Origin of the sequence: Streptomyces sp. HUAS TT11 (genome assembly GCF_051553595.1) — a bacterium.
GTDB lineage: Bacteria > Actinomycetota > Actinomycetes > Streptomycetales > Streptomycetaceae > Streptomyces.
In genome coordinates this window covers 6183656-6202363 of record NZ_CP196184.1, presented here as the reverse complement: position 1 = coordinate 6202363, position 18708 = coordinate 6183656, and the positions used below count along the sequence as shown (strand labels likewise).

General features: G+C 72.7%; 15 protein-coding genes. 11 read left to right on the top strand and 4 right to left on the bottom strand.

The window, feature by feature from the left end; translation table 11 throughout:
- Nucleotides 1-189 precede the first annotated feature (189 nt).
- On the top strand, nt 190-885 hold the full coding sequence (locus tag ACSHXN_RS27575; protein WP_355135054.1) for a SanA/YdcF family protein: 696 nt from the start codon (nt 190-192) through the stop codon (nt 883-885).
- Nucleotides 886-1013: 128 nt separating this feature from the next.
- Nucleotides 1014-3191 carry a molybdopterin oxidoreductase family protein gene (locus ACSHXN_RS27570; RefSeq protein ID WP_383353772.1) on the top strand — a complete coding sequence of 726 codons (2178 nt, stop codon included), beginning with the start codon at nt 1014-1016 and terminating at the stop codon, nt 3189-3191.
- Here the strand turns inward: ACSHXN_RS27570 and ACSHXN_RS27565 are convergent.
- Both ACSHXN_RS27565 and ACSHXN_RS27560 read right to left on the bottom strand, forming a co-directional pair.
- Entirely contained in the window at nt 3171-4079 is a 909-nt protein-coding gene (locus ACSHXN_RS27565) for a protocatechuate dioxygenase (RefSeq protein WP_438303958.1), read from the bottom strand. The genes ACSHXN_RS27570 and ACSHXN_RS27565 overlap by 21 nt on opposite strands.
- Before the next feature lie 190 nt (nt 4080-4269).
- Entirely contained in the window at nt 4270-4707 is a 438-nt protein-coding gene (locus ACSHXN_RS27560; protein ID WP_355135060.1) for a gamma-glutamylcyclotransferase family protein, read from the bottom strand.
- Nucleotides 4708-4886: 179 nt separating this feature from the next.
- Between ACSHXN_RS27560 and ACSHXN_RS27555 the strand changes: the two genes are divergently transcribed.
- Nucleotides 4887-6533, top strand: a complete 1647-nt coding sequence (locus tag ACSHXN_RS27555) for a M4 family metallopeptidase (protein ID WP_383353768.1) — start codon at nt 4887-4889, stop codon at nt 6531-6533.
- Between the two features lie 100 nt (nt 6534-6633).
- Nucleotides 6634-7524, top strand: a complete 891-nt coding sequence (locus tag ACSHXN_RS27550) for an aminoglycoside phosphotransferase family protein (protein WP_438303954.1) — start codon at nt 6634-6636, stop codon at nt 7522-7524.
- 47 nt (nt 7525-7571) lie between these two features.
- Here the strand turns inward: ACSHXN_RS27550 and ACSHXN_RS27545 are convergent, their stop codons facing one another.
- Nucleotides 7572-8171 (bottom strand): NADPH-dependent FMN reductase, encoded by a 600-nt coding sequence (locus ACSHXN_RS27545; protein ID WP_355135066.1) that lies wholly within the window; start codon nt 8169-8171, stop codon nt 7572-7574.
- A 341-nt stretch (nt 8172-8512) separates the two neighbouring features.
- Between ACSHXN_RS27545 and ACSHXN_RS27540 the strand changes: the two genes are divergently transcribed.
- From ACSHXN_RS27540 to ACSHXN_RS27510, 7 genes are all read left to right on the top strand, one after another.
- Complete coding sequence (locus ACSHXN_RS27540; protein WP_438303952.1) at nt 8513-9037, top strand: hypothetical protein; 525 nt, start codon at nt 8513-8515, stop codon at nt 9035-9037.
- A 116-nt stretch (nt 9038-9153) separates the two neighbouring features.
- Nucleotides 9154-9822 carry a class F sortase gene (locus tag ACSHXN_RS27535; protein ID WP_438303950.1) on the top strand — a complete coding sequence of 223 codons (669 nt, stop codon included), beginning with the start codon at nt 9154-9156 and terminating at the stop codon, nt 9820-9822.
- A 68-nt stretch (nt 9823-9890) separates the two neighbouring features.
- Entirely contained in the window at nt 9891-11126 is a 1236-nt protein-coding gene (locus ACSHXN_RS27530) for an NAD(P)/FAD-dependent oxidoreductase (RefSeq protein ID WP_438303948.1), read from the top strand.
- Nucleotides 11126-13741 carry a nitrite reductase large subunit NirB gene (nirB, locus tag ACSHXN_RS27525; RefSeq protein WP_356293462.1) on the top strand — a complete coding sequence of 872 codons (2616 nt, stop codon included), beginning with the start codon at nt 11126-11128 and terminating at the stop codon, nt 13739-13741. Before ACSHXN_RS27530 ends, nirB begins: the two co-directional genes overlap by 1 nt.
- The gene (gene nirD / locus ACSHXN_RS27520; RefSeq protein ID WP_355135076.1) at nt 13738-14109 is read left to right on the top strand and encodes a nitrite reductase small subunit NirD; all 372 of its coding nucleotides are present in this window, start codon (nt 13738-13740) and stop codon (nt 14107-14109) included. Before nirB ends, nirD begins: the two co-directional genes overlap by 4 nt.
- Nucleotides 14110-14138: 29 nt before the next feature.
- Nucleotides 14139-14720, top strand: a complete 582-nt coding sequence (locus ACSHXN_RS27515; protein ID WP_355135078.1) for a TetR/AcrR family transcriptional regulator — start codon at nt 14139-14141, stop codon at nt 14718-14720.
- 70 nt (nt 14721-14790) lie between these two features.
- Nucleotides 14791-15555 carry an SDR family NAD(P)-dependent oxidoreductase gene (locus tag ACSHXN_RS27510; RefSeq protein WP_355135080.1) on the top strand — a complete coding sequence of 255 codons (765 nt, stop codon included), beginning with the start codon at nt 14791-14793 and terminating at the stop codon, nt 15553-15555.
- Nucleotides 15556-15709: 154 nt separating this feature from the next.
- On the opposite strand, the gene ppdK is transcribed toward ACSHXN_RS27510, so the two are convergent.
- Nucleotides 15710-18451, bottom strand: a complete 2742-nt coding sequence (gene ppdK, locus ACSHXN_RS27505; RefSeq protein WP_356113047.1) for a pyruvate, phosphate dikinase — start codon at nt 18449-18451, stop codon at nt 15710-15712.
- Nucleotides 18452-18708 lie beyond the last annotated feature (257 nt).

Sequence of the window (18708 nt, the reverse complement as noted above, 5' to 3'; positions counted from 1 at the left end):
TGTGAGGCAGGCGCCGTCGGGTGCGCGCACACCCCGAGCCACAGGCGCGGGTACGTCCGCGCACGACGCCGCGCGGGAGGGCGGCGGTGCGCGTGAGGCACGTCTCGCGGTCCGGGCGAACCGGATCACCGTACGCTGCGTCCACACTGGCGACACGGTGAAGCGATCGACCTGGGGGGACGCGTGCCGATGGGCCTGCCGCGCCTGAGGATCCGCCGGCCGAGGCTGCCGCGTACGCGTGCGGGGCGACGCCGGGCCGTGCAGGTCCTCGTCCTGCTGTGCGTGCTGGCGCTCCTGCCGGCGACGTGGATGTACCTGACCACGGGCAGCCGGTTGCGCACGACCGCGGACGTGCCGCGCACGGAGGTGGCCGTGGTCTTCGGCGCCGGCCTGTGGGACGGCGAGCCCTCGCCGTATCTCGCCCACCGGCTGGACGCGGCGGCCCAGCTGTACCGGGCGGGCCGGATCAAGGTCGTCCTGGTCACCGGCGACAACAGCCGCAAGGACTACGACGAGCCGAGTGCGATGCGCGCCTATCTGACCGGGCACGGGGTGCCGCGCGCCCGGGTCGTGACGGACTACGCGGGCTTCGACACCTGGGACTCCTGCGTCCGGGCGAAGAAGATCTTCGGTGTGGACCGGGCGGTCCTGATCAGCCAGGGTTTCCACATCCGGCGCGCGGTGGCCCTGTGCCGGGCGGCGGGCGTGACCTCGTACGGTGTCGGCGTCGACGACAAGCACGACGCGACCTGGTACTACGGCGGCACCCGGGAGATCTTCGCGGCGGGCAAGGCGGCCGTCGACGTGCTGTTCCACCCGGGCCCTCGGTTCCTCGGACCCAAGGAGCACGGCGTCGCCAGGGCGCTGGCCGCGGCGCGGGGCTGACCGAGGCGGGTCCCGGGTCCCGCCGCGCCGGACCTCACGCCGCCGCACGCCCCGCGGGGAGGTCCCGGTCCCGGCGGTGTAACGGCGGGCGGCCCGGCGCGAAACACGGCACCGGCACGCTGGGCGGCATGCGGACCACCTCGACGCCCACCCACTGCCCGTACTGCGCCCTGCAGTGCGGGATGAATCTGACACCCCTGCCCGGCGGAGGCGTCGAGGTGACGGAGCGCGCGGACTTCCCGGTGAACCGGGGCGCGTTGTGCGGCAAGGGCAGGACGGCGCCGGCCCTGCTGTCCCCCGAGGTGCGGCTCACCTCGCCGCTGGTGCGCTCGCAGGGCGTGCTCAGGCCGGCCGGCTGGGACGAGGCCCTGGACCGCGTCGCCGAGGGGCTCTCCCGGACACGGGCGGAACACGGCCCCGACGCGCTCGGGGTGTTCGGCGGAGGCGGCCTGACGAACGAGAAGGCGTACGCGCTCGGGAAGTTCGCCCGGGTGGTCCTCGGCACCTCGCAGATCGACTACAACGGGCGGTTCTGCATGTCGTCGGCGGCTGCCGCGAGCGTCCGGGCGTTCGGGCTCGACCGGGGGCTGCCGTTCCCGCTGGAGGACGTTCCGCGCACCGGCTGCGTGATCCTCGTCGGCTCCAACCTCGCGGAGACGATGCCCCCCGCTCTGCGCCATCTGACGGAACTGCGGGAGAACGGCGGCACGCTGATCGTCGTCGACCCGCGCCGCACCCGCACGGCCGAGCAGGCCGACCTCCATCTGGCCCCGCGGCCGGGCACGGATCTGGCGCTGGCGCTCGGTCTGCTGCACCTCGTCGTCGCCGAGGGCCGCACGGACGAGGCCTACATCCGGGAACGCACCAGCGGCTGGGCGGAGGCGCGGGCTGCCGCGATGGCGCACTGGCCGGAGTACGTGGAGCGGATCACGGGGGTGCCCGTCCCCCGACTGCGTGAGGCGGTACGGCTGTTCTGCGCGCCGGAGAGCGCGATGGTGCTGACCGCGCGCGGACCCGAGCAGCAGTCCAAGGGCACGGACACGGTGGGCGCCTGGATCGACCTGTGCCTGGCGACCGGCCGTGCGGGGCGCCCGTACTCCGGCTACGGCTGCCTGACCGGCCAGGGCAACGGGCAGGGCGGCCGCGAACACGGCCAGAAGGCCGACCAGCTGCCCGGCTACCGCAAACTGACGGATCCGGCGGCACGCCGGCATGTGGCGGAGGTCTGGGGGGTGGATCCCGACACCCTGCCGGGCCCCGGCCGCAGCGCGTACGAACTCCTCGACGCGCTGGGCACGGACATCCGTGCCCTGCTGCTGATGGGCTCCAACCCCGTGGTGTCGGCGCCTCGCGCGGCCCATGTCGAGGAGCGGCTGCGCTCGCTGGACTTCCTCGCGGTCGCCGACGTGGTCCTCTCGGAGACGGCCCGGCTGGCGGACGTCGTGCTGCCGGTCGCGCAGTGGGCGGAGGAGACGGGCACGACGACCAGCCTGGAGGGCCGGGTCCTGCTGCGCCGGCGCGCGCTGAGGCCGCCGGCCGGGATCCGCAGCGATCTGGAGGTGCTGCACGAACTGGCCGCCCGGCTGGGCGTGGAGAAGGGTTTCCCCGTGGAACCGCAGGAGGTCTTCGACGAGCTGCGCCGCGCCACGGCGGGCGGCCCGGCGGACTACTCGGGCATCACCTACCGGAGACTGGCCGAGGAGAACGGCGTGTTCTGGCCGTGTCCGGCGCCGCCCGGTGCGGGGGCGGGTGTGCCGCCGGGTGTGCTCACGGACGATCCGGCGCAGGCGGAGTCACCGTCCGCCGTCCACCCCGGCACGCCCCGTCTGTTCCTCGACCGGTTCGCCACCGGGGACGGGCGGGCGCGGTTCGCCGGCGTGTCGTACCGGGCCTCCGCGGAGGAACCCGACGAGGCCTACCCGGTGCTGCTGACCACGGGACGGGTCGTCGCCCAGTACCAGTCCGGGGCGCAGACGCGGCGCGTCGACGAGCTGAACGCCGCCGCGCCCGGCCCGTACGTGGAGATGCACCCGCGGCTGGCCGAGCGGCTCGGCGCGGCGGACGGCGAGCCGGTGGCCGTGGTGTCGCGGCGGGGCCGGGCGGTCGCGCCCGCACGGATCAGCCCCGCCATCCGGCCCGACACCGTGTTCATGCCGTTCCACTGGCCGGGCGAGGGCCGTGCCAACACCCTGACGAACCCGGCCCTCGACCCCACCTCCCGCATGCCGGAGTTCAAGGTGTGCGCGGTGCGGCTGGAACGTGTGCGACACGCCCCTGAGGGTGGTTCAGGGGCTGGGCGTGTGTGAGGCGCTGGCGGCGCTGTCCGGCGGCGGCGTGCTCGATGCCGCTCCCCCGGCAGGTGCGGTCGCCGAGGGGGCGCCGGGCGTCCCGGCCGGGGTCGGGACGGCGGGCGGTCGTGGGCGGTCGCCGTCGGTTGCCCCGCTGCTCCGTGTGGTGTCGATCCCGACGGTCAGGGTCGCGAGCAGCCCTCGGTCCACATCCCCGGTGACGGTCATCAGCCCGTCCCTCGCACCGCCCCCGCGGTACACCGGGTCCCGGGCGAGCCGGCCGGGCGTCCCCTTGTGCCGGGTGTACGGGGACCTCGCGTACACCTCGTGGGCATGGCGGTCGTCGAAGAAGAGCTGCCCGGTCCAGTTGATCCTGCCGCCCTCGTAGGTGCCTGCGGTCCTGCGGCCGCCGGTGTGCACCCTGACGTCGATGTGGGGGGCGCGCGAGGCGTACCAGCCGGGGAAGACGGTCACGAACTCGGCCACGCCGTCGGCGCCGGTCTGCTGCAAGCCCCTCGGATACGCGTCTCCTCGCGTGCCGCCGGGTGAGCCGGCGTAGTGGCCCCGGGCGTCGCAGTGCCAGATCTCGACGGCCGCGCCCGCGAGGAGGGCGCAGGCGTGGGGCTCGTCACGCACGGTCAGCCGTACCGTGAGCGGCACTCCCGGCCTGCCGTCGGCGATGTCCTTGCGGAAGGGCGCGCCCCGGAGGTGGTACGGCCCCGCCGCGGTGCCCGGTGTCAGCACGCACAACTCACCGGCGGAGCCGGGGCTCGGCGCCTTGCGGGACCCGGGGGCGCGGGAGCCGCGGCCCGGGGAGGAACAGGCGCCGGCCCCGAGCACCGACACGGCGCCGGCGGCGCCGCCCAGCACGAGCACCCGCCGCCGGGAGATGTCCCTGTCGGTCATGGCCGGGACCCTAGGACGCGCGGCTCCGCGGTGGGAGGGAAATCACGGCCCGGTCGCCCGCACGAGCGACCGGGCCGCCCGGGGCGGCCGCGTCCGCCTGGGGAGACCGTGCCGCCGAGGTGAATCCGTCGGGGACCGGGACGGGCGCCTTCCGACGGCTCCTCCTCTCCGGGCCCCCTCGGCCGCCGTCTCAGGGCCGGGCCAGCCAGTCCCCGCCCTCGATCGGTCGGCCGTGCGCGCGCAGCCGTGCCGCGACGGCGGGCGCGGCGAGGTACACCCACGCCCGGACCGCCCTGCCGTCGGACGCCGTCACGTCCCGGTCCACCCGCTCGTAGAGACTGCGGGGATCGCCCGGGACGTACTCCTCCAACCGGTCGAGGGCGTCGAGCAGTTCGCCGTACGCCTCGGGGAGCGCGGTGACGATCTCACCGGTGACCGTGCCGCCGTGCTGCTCCACGGCGTAGGGGTATCCGGGACCGTCGTACAGGAGGGCCCCGGGCAGCAGGCCCGGCTCCTCGGAGCGGGTGCGCCCGCGCAGGAACACGTCGTGGTTGCGCTCACCGGGGCGCAGTGTCCCGTACACGAAGAACGGCAGTCCCACCTGCCCGCTCCCCTGGGCCGCCACCATGATCGGTCTCCTCTTCGCACCCGTGCCGAGTCCCTGCAGAAACGATTTTCACCCCCCTCACACATCTCCTCGAACGCGCTATGGACATGACATGTCATGAACCCTTAAACCGGGGAGACGTCCGGGGCCGCCGCCCCCGACCCCCACATGCGCCCCCACGCGCCTTCCCGAGGAGACCGATGAGTCGGATACGGCACATCCGAGGTTCCCGCCTCGCCGCGGCCGGCACGGCCGCGACCACCGCGGCCCTGCTGGCCGCCGCCCTCGCCCCCGCTCCCGCCGGCGCCGCCGACAGACCCGGCCGGGCCACCGCGATCGCCAACGCCGCGACGGCACTGGTGCATCAGGCGGCGCGCCTCGGCCTCACCTCGGCACAGGGCACCACCGTACGGGACGTCGTCGTGGACGCGGACGGCAGCCAGCACGTGCGCTACGACCGGACGTACCGTCAGCTCCCCGTCCTCGGCGGGGACTTCGTGGTCCACCTCGCCCCCGGCGGCGCCTACCGCAGTGCGGACCGGGCCACCGGGCGCGCCATCACCGTGCCGACGACCACCCCCACGGTCAAGGCACCCGAGGCGGCCGACCTGGCCACCGCCGCGCTGCGCGCCGTGAACGCCGGCGAGTTGCTCAAGCGCGTGACCGCCAAGCCGCAGCTCGTCGTCGACGCCCTGCACGGTGCGCCGAAGCTCGCCTGGCGCACCGATGTCGTCGGCCAGGACTCGCTCGGCAACCCGGTCGCCCGCACCGTCCTCACCGACGCCCGCACCGGGAAGCAGATCGACGCGTGGGACAGCATCGAGACGGCGACCGGTGACGGGAAGTCCCTCTACAGCGGCACGGTCGGCCTGGAGACCACGCAGTCCGGCTCCACCTACCAGCTCAAGGACCCGACGCGCGGCAACACCTACACCGGTGATGCGGCGAACAAGACGGACCTGTGCTTCCTCGGGATCTGCCTCAGCCGGGCACCCGCAACCCTGTTCACCGACGCGGACAACCACTGGGGCACGGGGACGGCGACGGACCGCTCGTCCGCGGCGGTGGACGCGCAGTACGGCACCGACGAGACCTGGGACTACTACAAGAACGTCCACGGCCGCAACGGCATCGCGGGCGACGGCAAGGGCTCGTACAACCGCGTGCACTACGGCACCAACTACAACAACGCGTTCTGGGACGACACCTGCTTCTGCATGACGTACGGCGACGGCGACGGGAGCACGTTCGGCCCGCTGGTGGCGCTGGACGTGGCGGGCCACGAGATGTCGCACGGTGTGACGTCGAAGACGGCGGCGCTGACGTACTCCGGCGAGTCGGGCGGCCTGAACGAGGCGACGTCGGACATCTTCGGGACGCTGGTGGAGTGGTACGCGAACAACTCCTCCGACCTCGGTGACTACCTCATCGGCGAGAAGATCGTCCGCTCGGGCTTCGGCCAACCGGCGCTGCGGTTCATGGACAAGCCCTCCAAGGACGGGAACTCCGCGGACTGCTGGAGCTCGTCGGTCGGGAACCTCGACGTCCACTACTCCTCGGGCGTCGCCAACCACTTCGCGTATCTGCTCGCGGAGGGCAGCGGCGCGAAGACACTCAACGGGGTGTCCTACAACTCCCCCACCTGCAACGGCTCGACGGTCACCGGCATCGGCCACGACAAGCTCGGCAAGATCTGGTACCGGGCCCTGACGGTCTACATGACGTCCTCGACCGACTACGCGGGCGCCCGCACGGCGACGCTGAGCGCGGCGAAGGACCTCTACGGCGCAGGCAGCGCCGAGTACAACGCCGTGGCGGCGGCGTGGAGCGCGGTGGGCGTGGGCTGACCGGCCCGGGCTCCGGTTCCGGCGGGAAAACCCGTGGCCGGTCGGGTCCCGGAGCGCCTACGCTCCGGGACCCGACCGGTCCACGGCCCCGCGGAGTCCCATGCCCACCACGAAGTTGCACGCCGACGAACTCGACGTCGACGACGCCCTGGTGCGCCGTCTGGTCGCCGACCAGTTCCCGCAGTGGGCGCGGCTGCCCGTCGCCGAGGTCCCGTCCGCCGGGACGGACAACGCCATGTTCCGGCTGGGCGACGACATGGTCGTACGGCTGCCCCGCCGCCCCGACGGGGCCCGGCAGGTGACCGAGGAACAACGCTGGCTCCCCCGGCTCGCCCCGCACCTGCCGCTGACGGTTCCGGTGCCGCTCGGCAGGGGGGAGCCGGCCCCGGGGTACGGCGGGCCGTGGTCGGTGCTGCGCTGGCTGGACGGCGAGAACGCCTACGACGCCCCGATCACCGAACTCGCCGATGCCGCAGTTCGGTTGGGCCGCTTCGTGGCGGCGCTGCGGAGGGTCGACGCGACCGGTGGCCCGGCCTCCTGGCGCGGCGGCCCGGTCGAGGCGAACGACGCGTACGTCCGCGCGGCGATCCGCGACCTGGGCACCTGCGGCAGGGTGGACCCGGCCGCGGCGACCGCGCTGTGGGCGGAGGTCGTCCGGCTGCCGCACTGGGACCGCGGTCCCGTCTGGCTGCACGGCGACCTGCTGCCCGGCAACCTGCTGACCTCGGCCGGCCGGCTCACCGCGGTGATCGATTTCGGTGGCCTGGGAGTGGGCGACCCGGCGGCCGACACGCTGGCGGCGTGGGCGGTCTTCACGGCCGGCACCCGCGACCTGTTCCGTGAGGCGGCCGAGGTCGACGAGGCCACCTGGCAGCGGGGGCGCGGCTGGGCGCTGTGCTTCGGCCTCATGGCGGAGCACTACTACCGGACGACCAATCCGGTGCTCGCGGCCGTGGCCCATCGGACGGTGGCCGAGGCGCTTCTCGGCTGACGGCTCCCGTACGCCGCAGGACACCTACGGCAACGCGGCGCACGGCGCTAGCCGGCGTACGGGCTCCTCTCCTTCGCCTCCCGCAACGCCCGTGCCCACCAGACCAGCTGGTCGAGCATCACCTTGGCCGCCGCGGCGGGCCCGGACGTGTCGCGCGGCTGCCCCTGCGCGTCGAACGCGGCGCCCGCACCGTGGAAGGACACCGTGTCCCGCACGGTGACCGCATGGAGCTCGGCGAAGACCTGACGGAGGTGTTCCACCGCGCGCAGGCCTCCGGAGACGCCGCCGTACGAGACGAGGGCGACGGGCTTGGCGCGCCACTCGGTGTAGTGCCAGTCGATCAGGTTCTTCAGCCCGGCCGGGAAGGAGTGGTTGTACTCGGGGGTCAGGACGACGTACGCGTCGGCGCCGGCCAGCTTCGGGGTGACCCCGGCGAGCGCGTCCTTCGCCTCCGGGGTCGGGGACAGCGTCGTCGGCAGGGCGGCCTCGGCCACGTCCACGACGTCGGGTACGAGGTCGTCCCGTTCCCCGACCCGGCCGAGCAGCCAGTCGGCGACGACGGGCCCGAAGCGGCCCTGCCGGTTGCTGCCGACAACGACGGCGACGCGGACGGGTGGGACGACGGGGGGATGCGTGGTGGTGTTCATGGCCTCCACCCTTGTACCTCGACCTTTCTTGAGGTCAAGTGGCACCGCCGACCGGACGCCGCCCCACGGGCCATCCACCCGCGTCACCCGTTTCGCAGCCACCCCTGCGCCCTTCGGGTGTTCTCTGACGACCCGTCGGAAATACATCGGTGACCTGCCGAAACGTCACCAGGAACGACCCCCGGGACGCCGGGACGGGCACCCGTTCACCGTATTTCTGACGCTCCGTCAGAAAGCGGGAGCGGTCGACTGCCGCTTTCCTCGAAAGGGCAGGGGCACGACCTACGCAGCGGCACACTCGGGATGTCGCGGGCCGTGCTCTCGCTCCGAGGAGCACCACGATGCGACGAACGGCCCGCCTGGTCACCGGTCCCGCGCTCGCCGTCGCCGCCGCGGCGCTCGCCGCCGCACCCGCGTACGGCGTGAACAACGACGAGCTGGCGGTCTCTCCCACGATCGCCGTGCCCGGGGAACAGGTCACCGTCGACACGACGGCCTGCGGCCCGGACGGCTCGGCGGCCGGCGACGCCTCGGCGGTCGGCGCCGGAACGTTCACGCTCGTGCCCGGCACGCACGAGGAGAAGGCGACGGCGCGGTTCCGGGTGCCCGCGGGCGCCCAGCCGGGGACGTACGAGATCGTCGCGACGTGCTCCGGCAAGCAGCACACGACCGTGACCGGGGACCTGGTGGTCTCCCTTACCGCGGTCAAGGACCCGGCGCTTCCGCAGGGAAGCGTGAAGACGGGGGTCGGCGGCGCACTCGGCCCCGATCCCGTGAAGACCGCGGCCGGCGTGGCGGCTCTTGCCGTCGCGGCCGCGGGCGGTACCTGGCTCCTGCATCGCCGGGTGAAGGGCGACGGGATCTGACGGACACCCTCCGCGGTCCGTCGGCCGGTACCGCCAACCCCGCTCCCCCTCCGGGTCCGATGCCCCTCGCGGCCCGGAGGGGGCCCGGGAGACCCCCATCCCGCAAGGAGGCTCATGTGCGCAAGGTCGGCACGTCCCGCACCGCCGGTGACGCCGCGATAGCGTCGGTCACGACGGTCGCCCTCCTGGCCGGCATATGGCTGCTGCACGGCGCCACCGAGCCCGCGTCGCCCCCGCAGCCGACGGCCGCTCAGGCCGCCCTCGGCACGGACCAGGAGCGGTTCGGCCCACCCGCCCTGCCGCCTTCGCCGCCGGACCGCATCCGCATCCCCTCCCTGCACGTCGACGCCCCCCTCACCGGCCTGGGCCTGACCGGCACCGGGGCGCTCCAGGCCCCACCCGCCGCCGACAAGAACCTCGCCGGCTGGTACGAGAACGGCGCCACGCCCGGCGAAGCGGGCACCGCGGTCGTCGCCGGCCACGTCGACAACACGGCGGGCCCCGCCGTCTTCTACGACCTCGGCGCGCTGACGAAGGGCAGCACGATCGATGTGCACCGGCGCGACGGCTCGACCGCCGTCTTCACCGTGTACGCGGTCCAGGTCTTCCAGCAGAAGGACTTCCCCGACGCCAAGGTCTACGGTCCCGCCGCCCGCCCCGAGCTCCGGGTGATCACATGCGGCGGCGGCTACTCCCGCAGGACGGGCTACCGGGGGAACGTGGTGGTCTTCGCCCGCTTCACGCTCGGCCACCCGGCCCTCACACTCCCGCTCCGCCTCGGCTGAGGGCAGCGTTCCGCACGGGAAACAGCCATGATGCGGGCGGGTAACGTCGGCACCGCACGCTGCGATGCATGACCTCGAATACGCGTGTGGTGGTGATCGGAGCCGGGCTCGCGGGCGTCCGTCTCGCCCGGCGCCTCGGCGAACTCGGCACGCCCGCCCTGCTCGTCGGCGACGAGGAGCACCCCCCGTACAACCGCGTGCTGCTGGCCGACGTCCTGGCCGGCCGCTACCCACCCGAGGTGATCTCCCTGCCGGCGCCGGAGCGCCTGGTGCGCACCCGGGTCACCCGGATCGACCGGGCCGCCCGTGAGCTCCACTGCTCCGACGGCTCGGTGATCGCATACGGCACGCTCGTCCTGGCCACCGGATCCAACCCGGTGCTTCCTCCCCTGCGCGGCCTGCTCGCCCCCGGCCGGACCGAACTGCCCGAGGGCGTGCACGCGTTCCGCACCATGGACGACTGCCTCCGGCTCACCGGGGCGGTACGCGAGGGCGTGCGGGCCGTTGTCGTCGGCGGCGGGCTGCTGGGTGTCTCCGCCGCCCGCGCCCTCGCCGCCCGCGGCACCCAGGTGGTCCTCGCCCAGCAGGCGGAACGGCTGATGGAACGCCAGCTCGACCCGGCCGCCTCGGCGCTGGTGCACCGCCATCTCACCGGCCTGGGTGTCGAGGTGCACACCGAGACGCGGGCCCGCGGTGTGCGCACCCGGGCCGGCGCGGTCCGTTCCGTGGAGATGGCCGACGGCTACGCCCTCGACACCGACCTCGTGGTACTGGCCTGCGGTGTCCTTCCGCGGGTGGGCCTGGCTCGGCAGGCGGGCCTGGCCGTGGGCAGCGGCGTCCTCGTCGACGACGAACTGCGCACCTCGGACCCGCACATCCGGGCGATCGGGGACTGCGCCCAGCACGCCGGCATCGTGTACGGGCTCGCCGCCCCGGCACTCGAACAGGCCGCCGTCCTCGCCGAGCTGCTCGCGGGCGGGGCGGGCGGCGCGGGAGACCCGGCCCGCCGCTACACCGGCACCCGTTCCCTCACCCGGCTCACCCTCGCCGGACGGGACGTCCTCGACCTCGCCGCCTTCGGCGAGCCGGACCCCCGCCCCGGCGACGACGTCGTACGGCTCGCCGACGCCACCCGCGGCACCTACCGCAAGGTCGTCGTCCGTGAGGACCGCCTGGTCGGCGGGGTGCTCGTCGGCGACCTCGGCACCGTCGGCGCCCTCGCCCGCGCCTGGGAGGGCGCCGAGCCGCTTCCCATGGGCGGCGCCCCGCTGCTGCATCTGCTCACCACCGATGGAGGCTCCTGATGTCCACGACCGCATGCGGCGGGGGCCGCCCCACGATCGTGCTCGTCGGCCACGGCATGGTCGGCCAGCGCTTCCTGGAAGCGCTGGCCGAGCGCGGCCTGACCGCCACACACCGCGTGGTCGTGCTGTGCGAGGAGCCGCGTCCCGCCTACGACCGGGTCCGGCTCACCTCGTACTTCTCGGGCACCACGCCCGAGGAACTGTCCATGGCCGACCCGGAGTTCATCAACAGGCACGGGATCGAACTCCACATCGGCGACCCCGCCGGAAGGATCGACCGGGACACCCGCACGGTCACCGCGCGCTCCGGGCTCACCGTCGGGTACGACACGCTCGTCCTCGCCACCGGCTCCTACCCCTTCGTCCCGCCGGTCCCCGGCAAGAACGCGGAGGGCTGCTTCGTCTACCGCACCATCGAGGACCTGCTGGCCATCGAGGAGTACGCGAGGACGCGGGCCCGCACGGGCGCCGTGGTCGGCGGTGGGCTGCTCGGCCTGGAGGCGGCGGGCGCGCTCAAGGGGCTGGGCCTTTCCGCGCACATCGTGGAGTTCGCGCCGCGGCTGATGCCCGTGCAGGTCGACGAGGGCGGTGGGGCCGCCCTTCTGCGCACCATCGAGGACATGGGCCTGACCGTGCACACCGGCACGGGCACCCAGGAGATCGTCGCCGGTGCGGACGGCGCGGTGACGGCCATGAAGTTGTCCGACGGCTCCGAGCTGGCCACCGACATGGTGGTGTTCTCGGCCGGTGTCCGCCCGCGCGACCGGCTCGCCCGCGACTGCGGGCTGACGGTGGGCGAGCGCGGCGGCATCGCCGTGGACGAGCAGTGCCGCACGGTCGCGGACCCCCGGGTGTTCGCGATCGGCGAGTGCGCGCTCGCCTCCGACGGCCGGGTGTACGGGCTGGTCGCGCCGGGCTACGAGATGGCGGAGACGGCCGCGGCCACGATCGCCGCCGACGAGGCCGCGTTCACCGGGGCCGACCTGTCCACCAAGCTCAAGCTGCTCGGCGTCGACGTCGCGTCCTTCGGGGACGCGCACGGCACCACCGAAGGCTCACTCGACGTCACCTACGCGGACTCGCGTTCGGGCACGTACAAGAAGCTGGTCGTCGGCCGGGACGGGGAACTGCTCGGCGGCATCCTGGTCGGTGAGGCGGAGGCCTACGGGACGCTGCGCGCGCTCACCGGTTCGGTGCCGCCCGTCCCACCGGAGTCGCTGGTGCTGCCCGCCGGAGCCGGGGCCCCCGCCCCGCTCGGCCCGTCCGCGCTGCCGGACGAGGCGGTCGTCTGCTCCTGCCACAACGTCACCAAGGGCACGATCCGCGACGCGATCACCGGGCACCGGTGCACCACCGTGCCGGAGGTGCAGAAGTGCACCAAGGCGGGCACGGGCTGCGGCAGTTGCGTCAAGGTGCTCGGCGGCCTGCTCTCGGACGAGCTGGCGGCGAGCGGTGTCGAGGCCGACAAGGGCCTGTGCGGCTGCTTCCCGCAGACACGTGAGGAGCTGTACGAGATCGTCCTCAGCCTGCGGATCTCCTCCTACCGCCGGCTGCTCGACCGGTTCGGGCACCAACACGCGCGGGGCGGGGACGGATGTGAGATCTGCAAGCCCACGGTCGCCTCGATCATCGCCTCCCTGGCCCCGGCACTCGGCGCCGACGGACATGTGCTGGACGGCGAGCAGGCGGCACTTCAGGACACCAACGACCACTTCCTCGCCAACCTGCAGAAGAACGGCTCCTACTCGGTCGTGCCCCGTATCGCCGGCGGTGAGATCACCCCGGAGAAGCTGATCGTGATCGGTGAGATCGCCCGTGACTTCGGCCTCTACACGAAGATCACCGGAGGCCAGCGCATCGACATGTTCGGCGCGCGGGTGGAGCAACTGCCGCTGATCTGGACACGGCTGGTCGACGCCGGCTTCGAGTCCGGCCATGCCTACGGCAAGGCGCTGCGCACCGTGAAGTCCTGCGTGGGCCGGACCTGGTGCCGCTACGGCGTCCAGGACTCCGTGCGCATGGCGATCGACCTGGAGCTGCGCTACCGGGGACTCAGGTCCCCGCACAAGCTGAAGTCGGCGGTCTCCGGCTGCGCCCGCGAGTGCGCGGAGGCCCGGTCCAAGGACTTCGGGGTGATCGCCACGGCGAACGGCTGGAACCTCTACGTGGGCGGGAACGGTGGTGCCGCCCCGCGCCATGCGGATCTGCTCGCCCAGGACCTCTCCGACACCGAGCTCGTCCGCACGATCGACCGCTTCCTGATGTTCTACATCCGCACCGCCGACCGGCTGGAGCGCACCTCGGTGTGGCTGGAGCGGATCCCGGGGGGCCTGGCCCACGTACGGGACGTGGTGGTCCACGACTCCCTCGGCATCTGTGCGGAGCTCGAGTCCCTGATGGCGGCCCATGTGGCGAACTACCGCGACGAGTGGGCCGAGACCGTCGCCGACCCCGAGAAGCTGGCCCGTTTCGTGTCGTTCGTGAACGCGCCGGACACCCCGGACCCCGTCGTCGGGTTCGTGCCCGAGCGCGACCAGATCAAGCCCGACCTGCCGCTGCTCGCCATCGGCACCCGTCCCGCCGAGGACGTCCTGGAAGGAAGTGCCGCACGATGACCCTGGCATCGGGGACGACCGGTCCGAAGGTCCAGCTCCGCCTCGACGGGGACGGCTGGTTCACGGTCTGCGACCTGAGCCTGCTGACCGCGGGCAGGGGCGTGGCGGCGCTGCTGCCGGACGGCCGCCAGGTGGCGCTCTTCCGCGACCGCTCCGGCCGGCTGTACGGCATCGACAACCGGGACCCCTTCGGCGGCGCGGCGGTGCTCTCCCGCGGTCTGACGGGCACCCACGACGGCCGGCCGTTCGTCGCCTCCCCCTTGCTGAAGCAGCGCTTCGACCTGCTCTCCGGCCGGTGCCTGGACGACGAGGCGGTACGGGTGGCGACCTATGAGGTGCGTACCGCGCTCGACCCTTTGCTTGACTGATCGTTCCGGAAAATCCTAGGCTCCCGCATATGGCGAGGACCAAGGAGTTCGACCCCGACGCCGCGCTGCAGGCCGCCCTGGAGCTGTTCTGGCGGCGCGGCTACGAGGCGACGTCCATGTCCGACCTGGTCGAGCACCTGGGGATCGGGCGCGCCAGCCTGTACGCGACGTTCGGCAGCAAGCACGAGCTCTACCTCAAGGCGTTCGACCGCTACGGCGAGAACCGCGACGCCGTCCTGCTGCGGGAGCTGTCCCAGCCGGGGCCCGCGCTGCCCGCCGTGCGGGCCGTCCTGCGCCGGTTCGCCGCGGAGGCGGCCGCCGAGGAGCGGTTCAGCGGCTGTCTTGTCACGAACACGGCCGCCGAACTGGCACCTCACGACCCGGAGGCGGCCCGCCGCGTCGAGCAGCGGTGGGACTGCACCGAGACCCTGCTGCACTCGGCGCTGGCCCGCGCACAGGCACAGGGGGAACTGTCCGGCGACCGCGATCCGCGCGCCCTCGCCCGCATGCTGCTGGTGGTGATGCAGGGGCTGCGGGTCGCCGGGAAGGCTTCGTCGGACCCCGCGCGCGTGCGGGACGCGGCGGAGCAGGCGCTGTCCGTGCTCGACTGACTGCACTCGCGCGGTCCTGGCCCCCTGCATGCCGCCATACTGAATCGATCGGTCCAAAAAAGGAGAGACCATGAGCACTCGCTTCTCCGGCCGCACCGCCCTCGTCACCGGCGCCGGCTCCGGCATCGGCCGGGCGATCGCGCAGGCGCTGGCCGCGGAGGGCGCGCGGGTCGTCGTCGCCGGACGACGGCGCGGACCGCTGGAGGAGACCGTCCGGCTCATCGAGGATCGGCACGGGACGGCGCTCGCGGCGACCGCCGACGTCGCACGCCCCGGCGACGCCGAGGCACTGGTCCGGACGGCGGTTGACCACTACGGCTCGCTCGACGTGGCGGTCAACAACGCCGGCGTCTTCCGGGGCGGACAGCCCCTGGCCGACCTTCCGGAGGCCGACTGGCACCACCAGCTCGACACCAACGTCAGCGGCATGTTCCTGGCTCTGCGGGCCCAGATCCGCCGGATGCGGACCCAGCCGTCGGGTGGCGCCATCGTCAATGTCTCCTCCACCTTCGGACCGCACACCACCACCCCCGGGGCCGCCGCCTACTCCGCCTCCAAAGCCGCCGTGACCGCGCTCAGCCGCGGCGCCGCCCTGGACCACATCCGCGACGGGGTCCGTATCAACGTGGTCAGCCCGGGCGCCACCGACACCCCGATGTCACTGCGATCGGGCGAGACGGAGGCCGGGCGCACCGAGCGCGCGAGGGCCACGCTCCCACTGGGCCGGATCTCGGCGACACAGGAGGTGGCCGCCGCCGTGCTGTATCTCGCCTCCGCCGACGCCGCCTCCGTCGTCGGCACCGACCTCGTGGTGGACAGCGGCGGCTCGCTCTGACGCCCGCGGCCCACCGCGCACGGACCGGGCACGGCGAGAGGGCGGCACCCCCCGCACAGGGGTGCCGCCCCCTCTCGGTGTCCGGTACCGCCCTCGTGTCGGTTCGGTGAGGGTCGGGGTGACCGACGACGGCCCCGGAGGTCTCGCGCCGGCGTCAGCGGTGGTCGCTGCCCTCCGCCAACGATGCCGCCCGGCCCGCCTCCAGGCGGGCCACCGGGATCCGGAACGGGGAGCAGGAGACGTAGTCGAGGCCGACCTCGTGGAAGAAGTGGACCGACTCGGGGTCGCCGCCGTGCTCGCCGCAGACCCCGAGCTTGAGGTCGGGGCGGGTGGCGCGGCCGGCCGTGGCGGCGGCCTCCACCAGGGAACCGACGCCGTCCCTGTCGATCGTCTCGAACGGGCTGACGCCGAAGATGCCCTTCTCCAGGTATGCCGTGAAGAAGCTCGCCTCCACGTCGTCCCGGCTGAAACCCCACACCGTCTGGGTGAGGTCGTTCGTGCCGAAGGAGAAGAACTCGGCGGCCTCGGCGATCTGAGCGGCGGTCAGCGCGGCGCGCGGCAGCTCGATCATCGTGCCGATGGCCAGCTTCAGCGTCGCGCCGGAGGCCGCCTCGACCTCGGCGATGACCCGGTCGGCCTCCTCGCGCACGATCTCCAGCTCCTGGACGGTGCCGACGAGCGGGATCATGACCTCCGCGCGCGGGTCGCCCTTGGCGGCCTTGCGTTCGGCGGCCGCCTCCGCGATGGCCCGCACCTGCATGGTGAACAGTCCCGGGATGACGAGGCCGAGGCGCACGCCGCGCAGGCCCAGCATCGGGTTCTGCTCGTGCAGGCGGTGCACGGCCTGGAGCAGGCGCAGTTCGTTCTCGTGCGGCTCCTGACGGGACTCCGCAAGCGCCACGCGCACCGACAGCTCGGTGATGTCGGGCAGGAACTCGTGCAGCGGCGGGTCCAGGAGCCGGACCGTCACCGGGAGGCCGTCCATCGCCTCGAAGAGCTCCACGAAGTCCTGCTTCTGCAGCGGAAGCAGCTCCTTGAGGGACTCCTCGCGCTCGGCCTCGGTGTCCGCCAGGATCAGGCGCTCGACCAGCTCGCGCCGGTCACCGAGGAACATGTGCTCCGTGCGGCACAGGCCGATGCCCTGCGCCCCGAAGCGCCGCGCGCGCAGCGCGTCCTCGGCGTTGTCCGCGTTCGCGCGTACGCGCAGGCGCCGCTTGCGGTCGGCGAACGCCATGATCCGGTGCACGGCCTCGACCAGCTCGTCGGCGTCGTCGGCACCCGCGTGCATCCGGCCCTCGAAGTACTCCACGACCGGTGAGGGGACCACCGGGACCTCACCGAGGTACACCTTGCCGCTCGATCCGTCGATCGAGATGAGGTCGCCCTCCTCGACGACGTGCCCGCCGGGCACGGTCATCCGCCGGCGCTTGGTGTCGACCTCCAGCTCCTCGGCGCCGCACACACAGGTCTTGCCCATGCCGCGCGCCACGACGGCCGCGTGGGAGGTCTTGCCGCCGCGCGAGGTCAGGATGCCCTCGGCCGCGATCATGCCGTCCAGGTCGTCGGGGTTGGTCTCGCGGCGCACCAGGATGACCTTCTCGCCCGAGCGGGACCACTTCACCGCGGTGTACGAGTCGAAGACCGCCTTGCCGACCGCCGCGCCCGGCGAGGCCGCGATGCCCCGGCCGACCTGCTCGACCTTCGCGTGCTCGTCGAAGCGCGGGAACATCAGCTGCGCCAGCTGGGCACCGGTCACCCGCTGCAGCGCCTCCGCCTCGTCGATCAGGCCCTGGTCCACGAGCTGCGTCGCGATGCGGAAGGCCGCGCCCGCGGTGCGCTTGCCGACGCGGGTCTGCAGCATCCACAGCCGGCCGCGCTCGATGGTGAACTCGATGTCGCACAGGTCCTTGTAGTGGTTCTCCAGCGTCTCCATGATCTGCATCAGCTGGTCGTACGACTTCTTGTCGATCTGCTCCAGATCGGCGAGCACCACGGTGTTGCGGATGCCCGCGACGACGTCCTCGCCCTGCGCGTTCTGCAGGTAGTCGCCGTACACGCCCTGGTGGCCGGAGGCGGGGTCGCGGGTGAAGGCCACGCCGGTGCCCGAGTCGGGGCCCAGGTTGCCGAAGACCATCGAGCAGACGTTGACGGCCGTGCCCAGATCGTGCGGGATGCGCTCCTGGCGCCGGTAGAGCTTCGCCCGGTCGCCGTTCCACGAGTCGAAGACCGCCTTGATGGCCAGGTCCATCTGCTCGCGCGGGTCCTGCGGGAAGTCGCGCCCGGCCTCGGTCTTGACGATCTTCTTGAACTTGGTGACCAGCTTCTTGAGGTCCGCGGCCTCCAGCTCCGTGTCGACCGAGACCTTCTTGGAGTGCTTGGCCGCCTCGAGCGCGTCCTCGAAGAGGTCGCCCTCGACACCGAGCACGGTCTTGCCGAACATCTGGATGAGGCGGCGGTAGGAGTCCCAGGCGAAGCGCTCGTCACCGGCCTGCTTCGCCAGACCCTGCACCGACTTGTCGGAGAGACCGATGTTCAGGACCGTGTCCATCATGCCGGGCATCGAGAACTTCGCACCGGAACGCACCGAAACCAGCAAGGGGTCGTCGGCCTGGCCGAGCTTCTTCCCCATCCGCTTCTCGAGCGCCGCGAGGTGCGCACTCACCTCGTCACGCAGTGCCGCGGGCTCCTCACCGCTGTCCAGGTAGACCTTGCAGGCCTCCGTGGTGATGGTGAAACCCGGAGGGACGGGCAGACCCAGGTTGGTCATCTCGGCGAGGTTGGCACCCTTGCCACCGAGGAGGTCCTTGAGGTCCTTGTTGCCTTCGGTGAAGTCGTAAACGAACTTCACGCCCTCGGCGCCGTTTTCAGCTACGTGGGGATCTTTGTTTTCCGACACGGTCTCGACTCCTCGAGGACGCGGTGGCTGCCCTGACGGCGAGGAACATACCCAGATCAAAGGCGTCTGGGTACGTCCACTTGTGCGTCATGCCGCTGTAACCACTCGTCCGCCACCGGATCGAAAGTCAAAGCTTGGCAACCGCCCATCGGGTGAGGTTTTCACTTCTTGAACGCATCACCGTCCAGCAGTCCGGATTTTCTGCTCAGATGAGCAGCTCGCCACACGTCTGATTTCGATCGATGAACGATCGGCGG

What these genes read in the sequence shown, in the direction of transcription:
- ACSHXN_RS27575 (WP_355135054.1), top strand. Translation starts at nt 190, where the DNA reads ATGGGCCTGCCGCGCCTGAGGATCCGCCGGCCGAGGCTGCCGCGTACG.
- ACSHXN_RS27570 (WP_383353772.1), top strand. Translation starts at nt 1,014, where the DNA reads ATGCGGACCACCTCGACGCCCACCCACTGCCCGTACTGCGCCCTGCAG.
- ACSHXN_RS27565 (WP_438303958.1), bottom strand. Translation starts at nt 4,079, where the DNA reads ATGACCGACAGGGACATCTCCCGGCGGCGGGTGCTCGTGCTGGGCGGC.
- ACSHXN_RS27560 (WP_355135060.1), bottom strand. Translation starts at nt 4,707, where the DNA reads ATGGTGGCGGCCCAGGGGAGCGGGCAGGTGGGACTGCCGTTCTTCGTG.
- ACSHXN_RS27555 (WP_383353768.1), top strand. Translation starts at nt 4,887, where the DNA reads ATGAGTCGGATACGGCACATCCGAGGTTCCCGCCTCGCCGCGGCCGGC.
- ACSHXN_RS27550 (WP_438303954.1), top strand. Translation starts at nt 6,634, where the DNA reads ATGCCCACCACGAAGTTGCACGCCGACGAACTCGACGTCGACGACGCC.
- ACSHXN_RS27545 (WP_355135066.1), bottom strand. Translation starts at nt 8,171, where the DNA reads ATGAACACCACCACGCATCCCCCCGTCGTCCCACCCGTCCGCGTCGCC.
- ACSHXN_RS27540 (WP_438303952.1), top strand. Translation starts at nt 8,513, where the DNA reads ATGCGACGAACGGCCCGCCTGGTCACCGGTCCCGCGCTCGCCGTCGCC.
- ACSHXN_RS27530 (WP_438303948.1), top strand. Translation starts at nt 9,891, where the DNA reads ATGACCTCGAATACGCGTGTGGTGGTGATCGGAGCCGGGCTCGCGGGC.
- nirB (WP_356293462.1), top strand. Translation starts at nt 11,126, where the DNA reads ATGTCCACGACCGCATGCGGCGGGGGCCGCCCCACGATCGTGCTCGTC.
- nirD (WP_355135076.1), top strand. Translation starts at nt 13,738, where the DNA reads ATGACCCTGGCATCGGGGACGACCGGTCCGAAGGTCCAGCTCCGCCTC.
- ACSHXN_RS27515 (WP_355135078.1), top strand. Translation starts at nt 14,139, where the DNA reads ATGGCGAGGACCAAGGAGTTCGACCCCGACGCCGCGCTGCAGGCCGCC.
- ACSHXN_RS27510 (WP_355135080.1), top strand. Translation starts at nt 14,791, where the DNA reads ATGAGCACTCGCTTCTCCGGCCGCACCGCCCTCGTCACCGGCGCCGGC.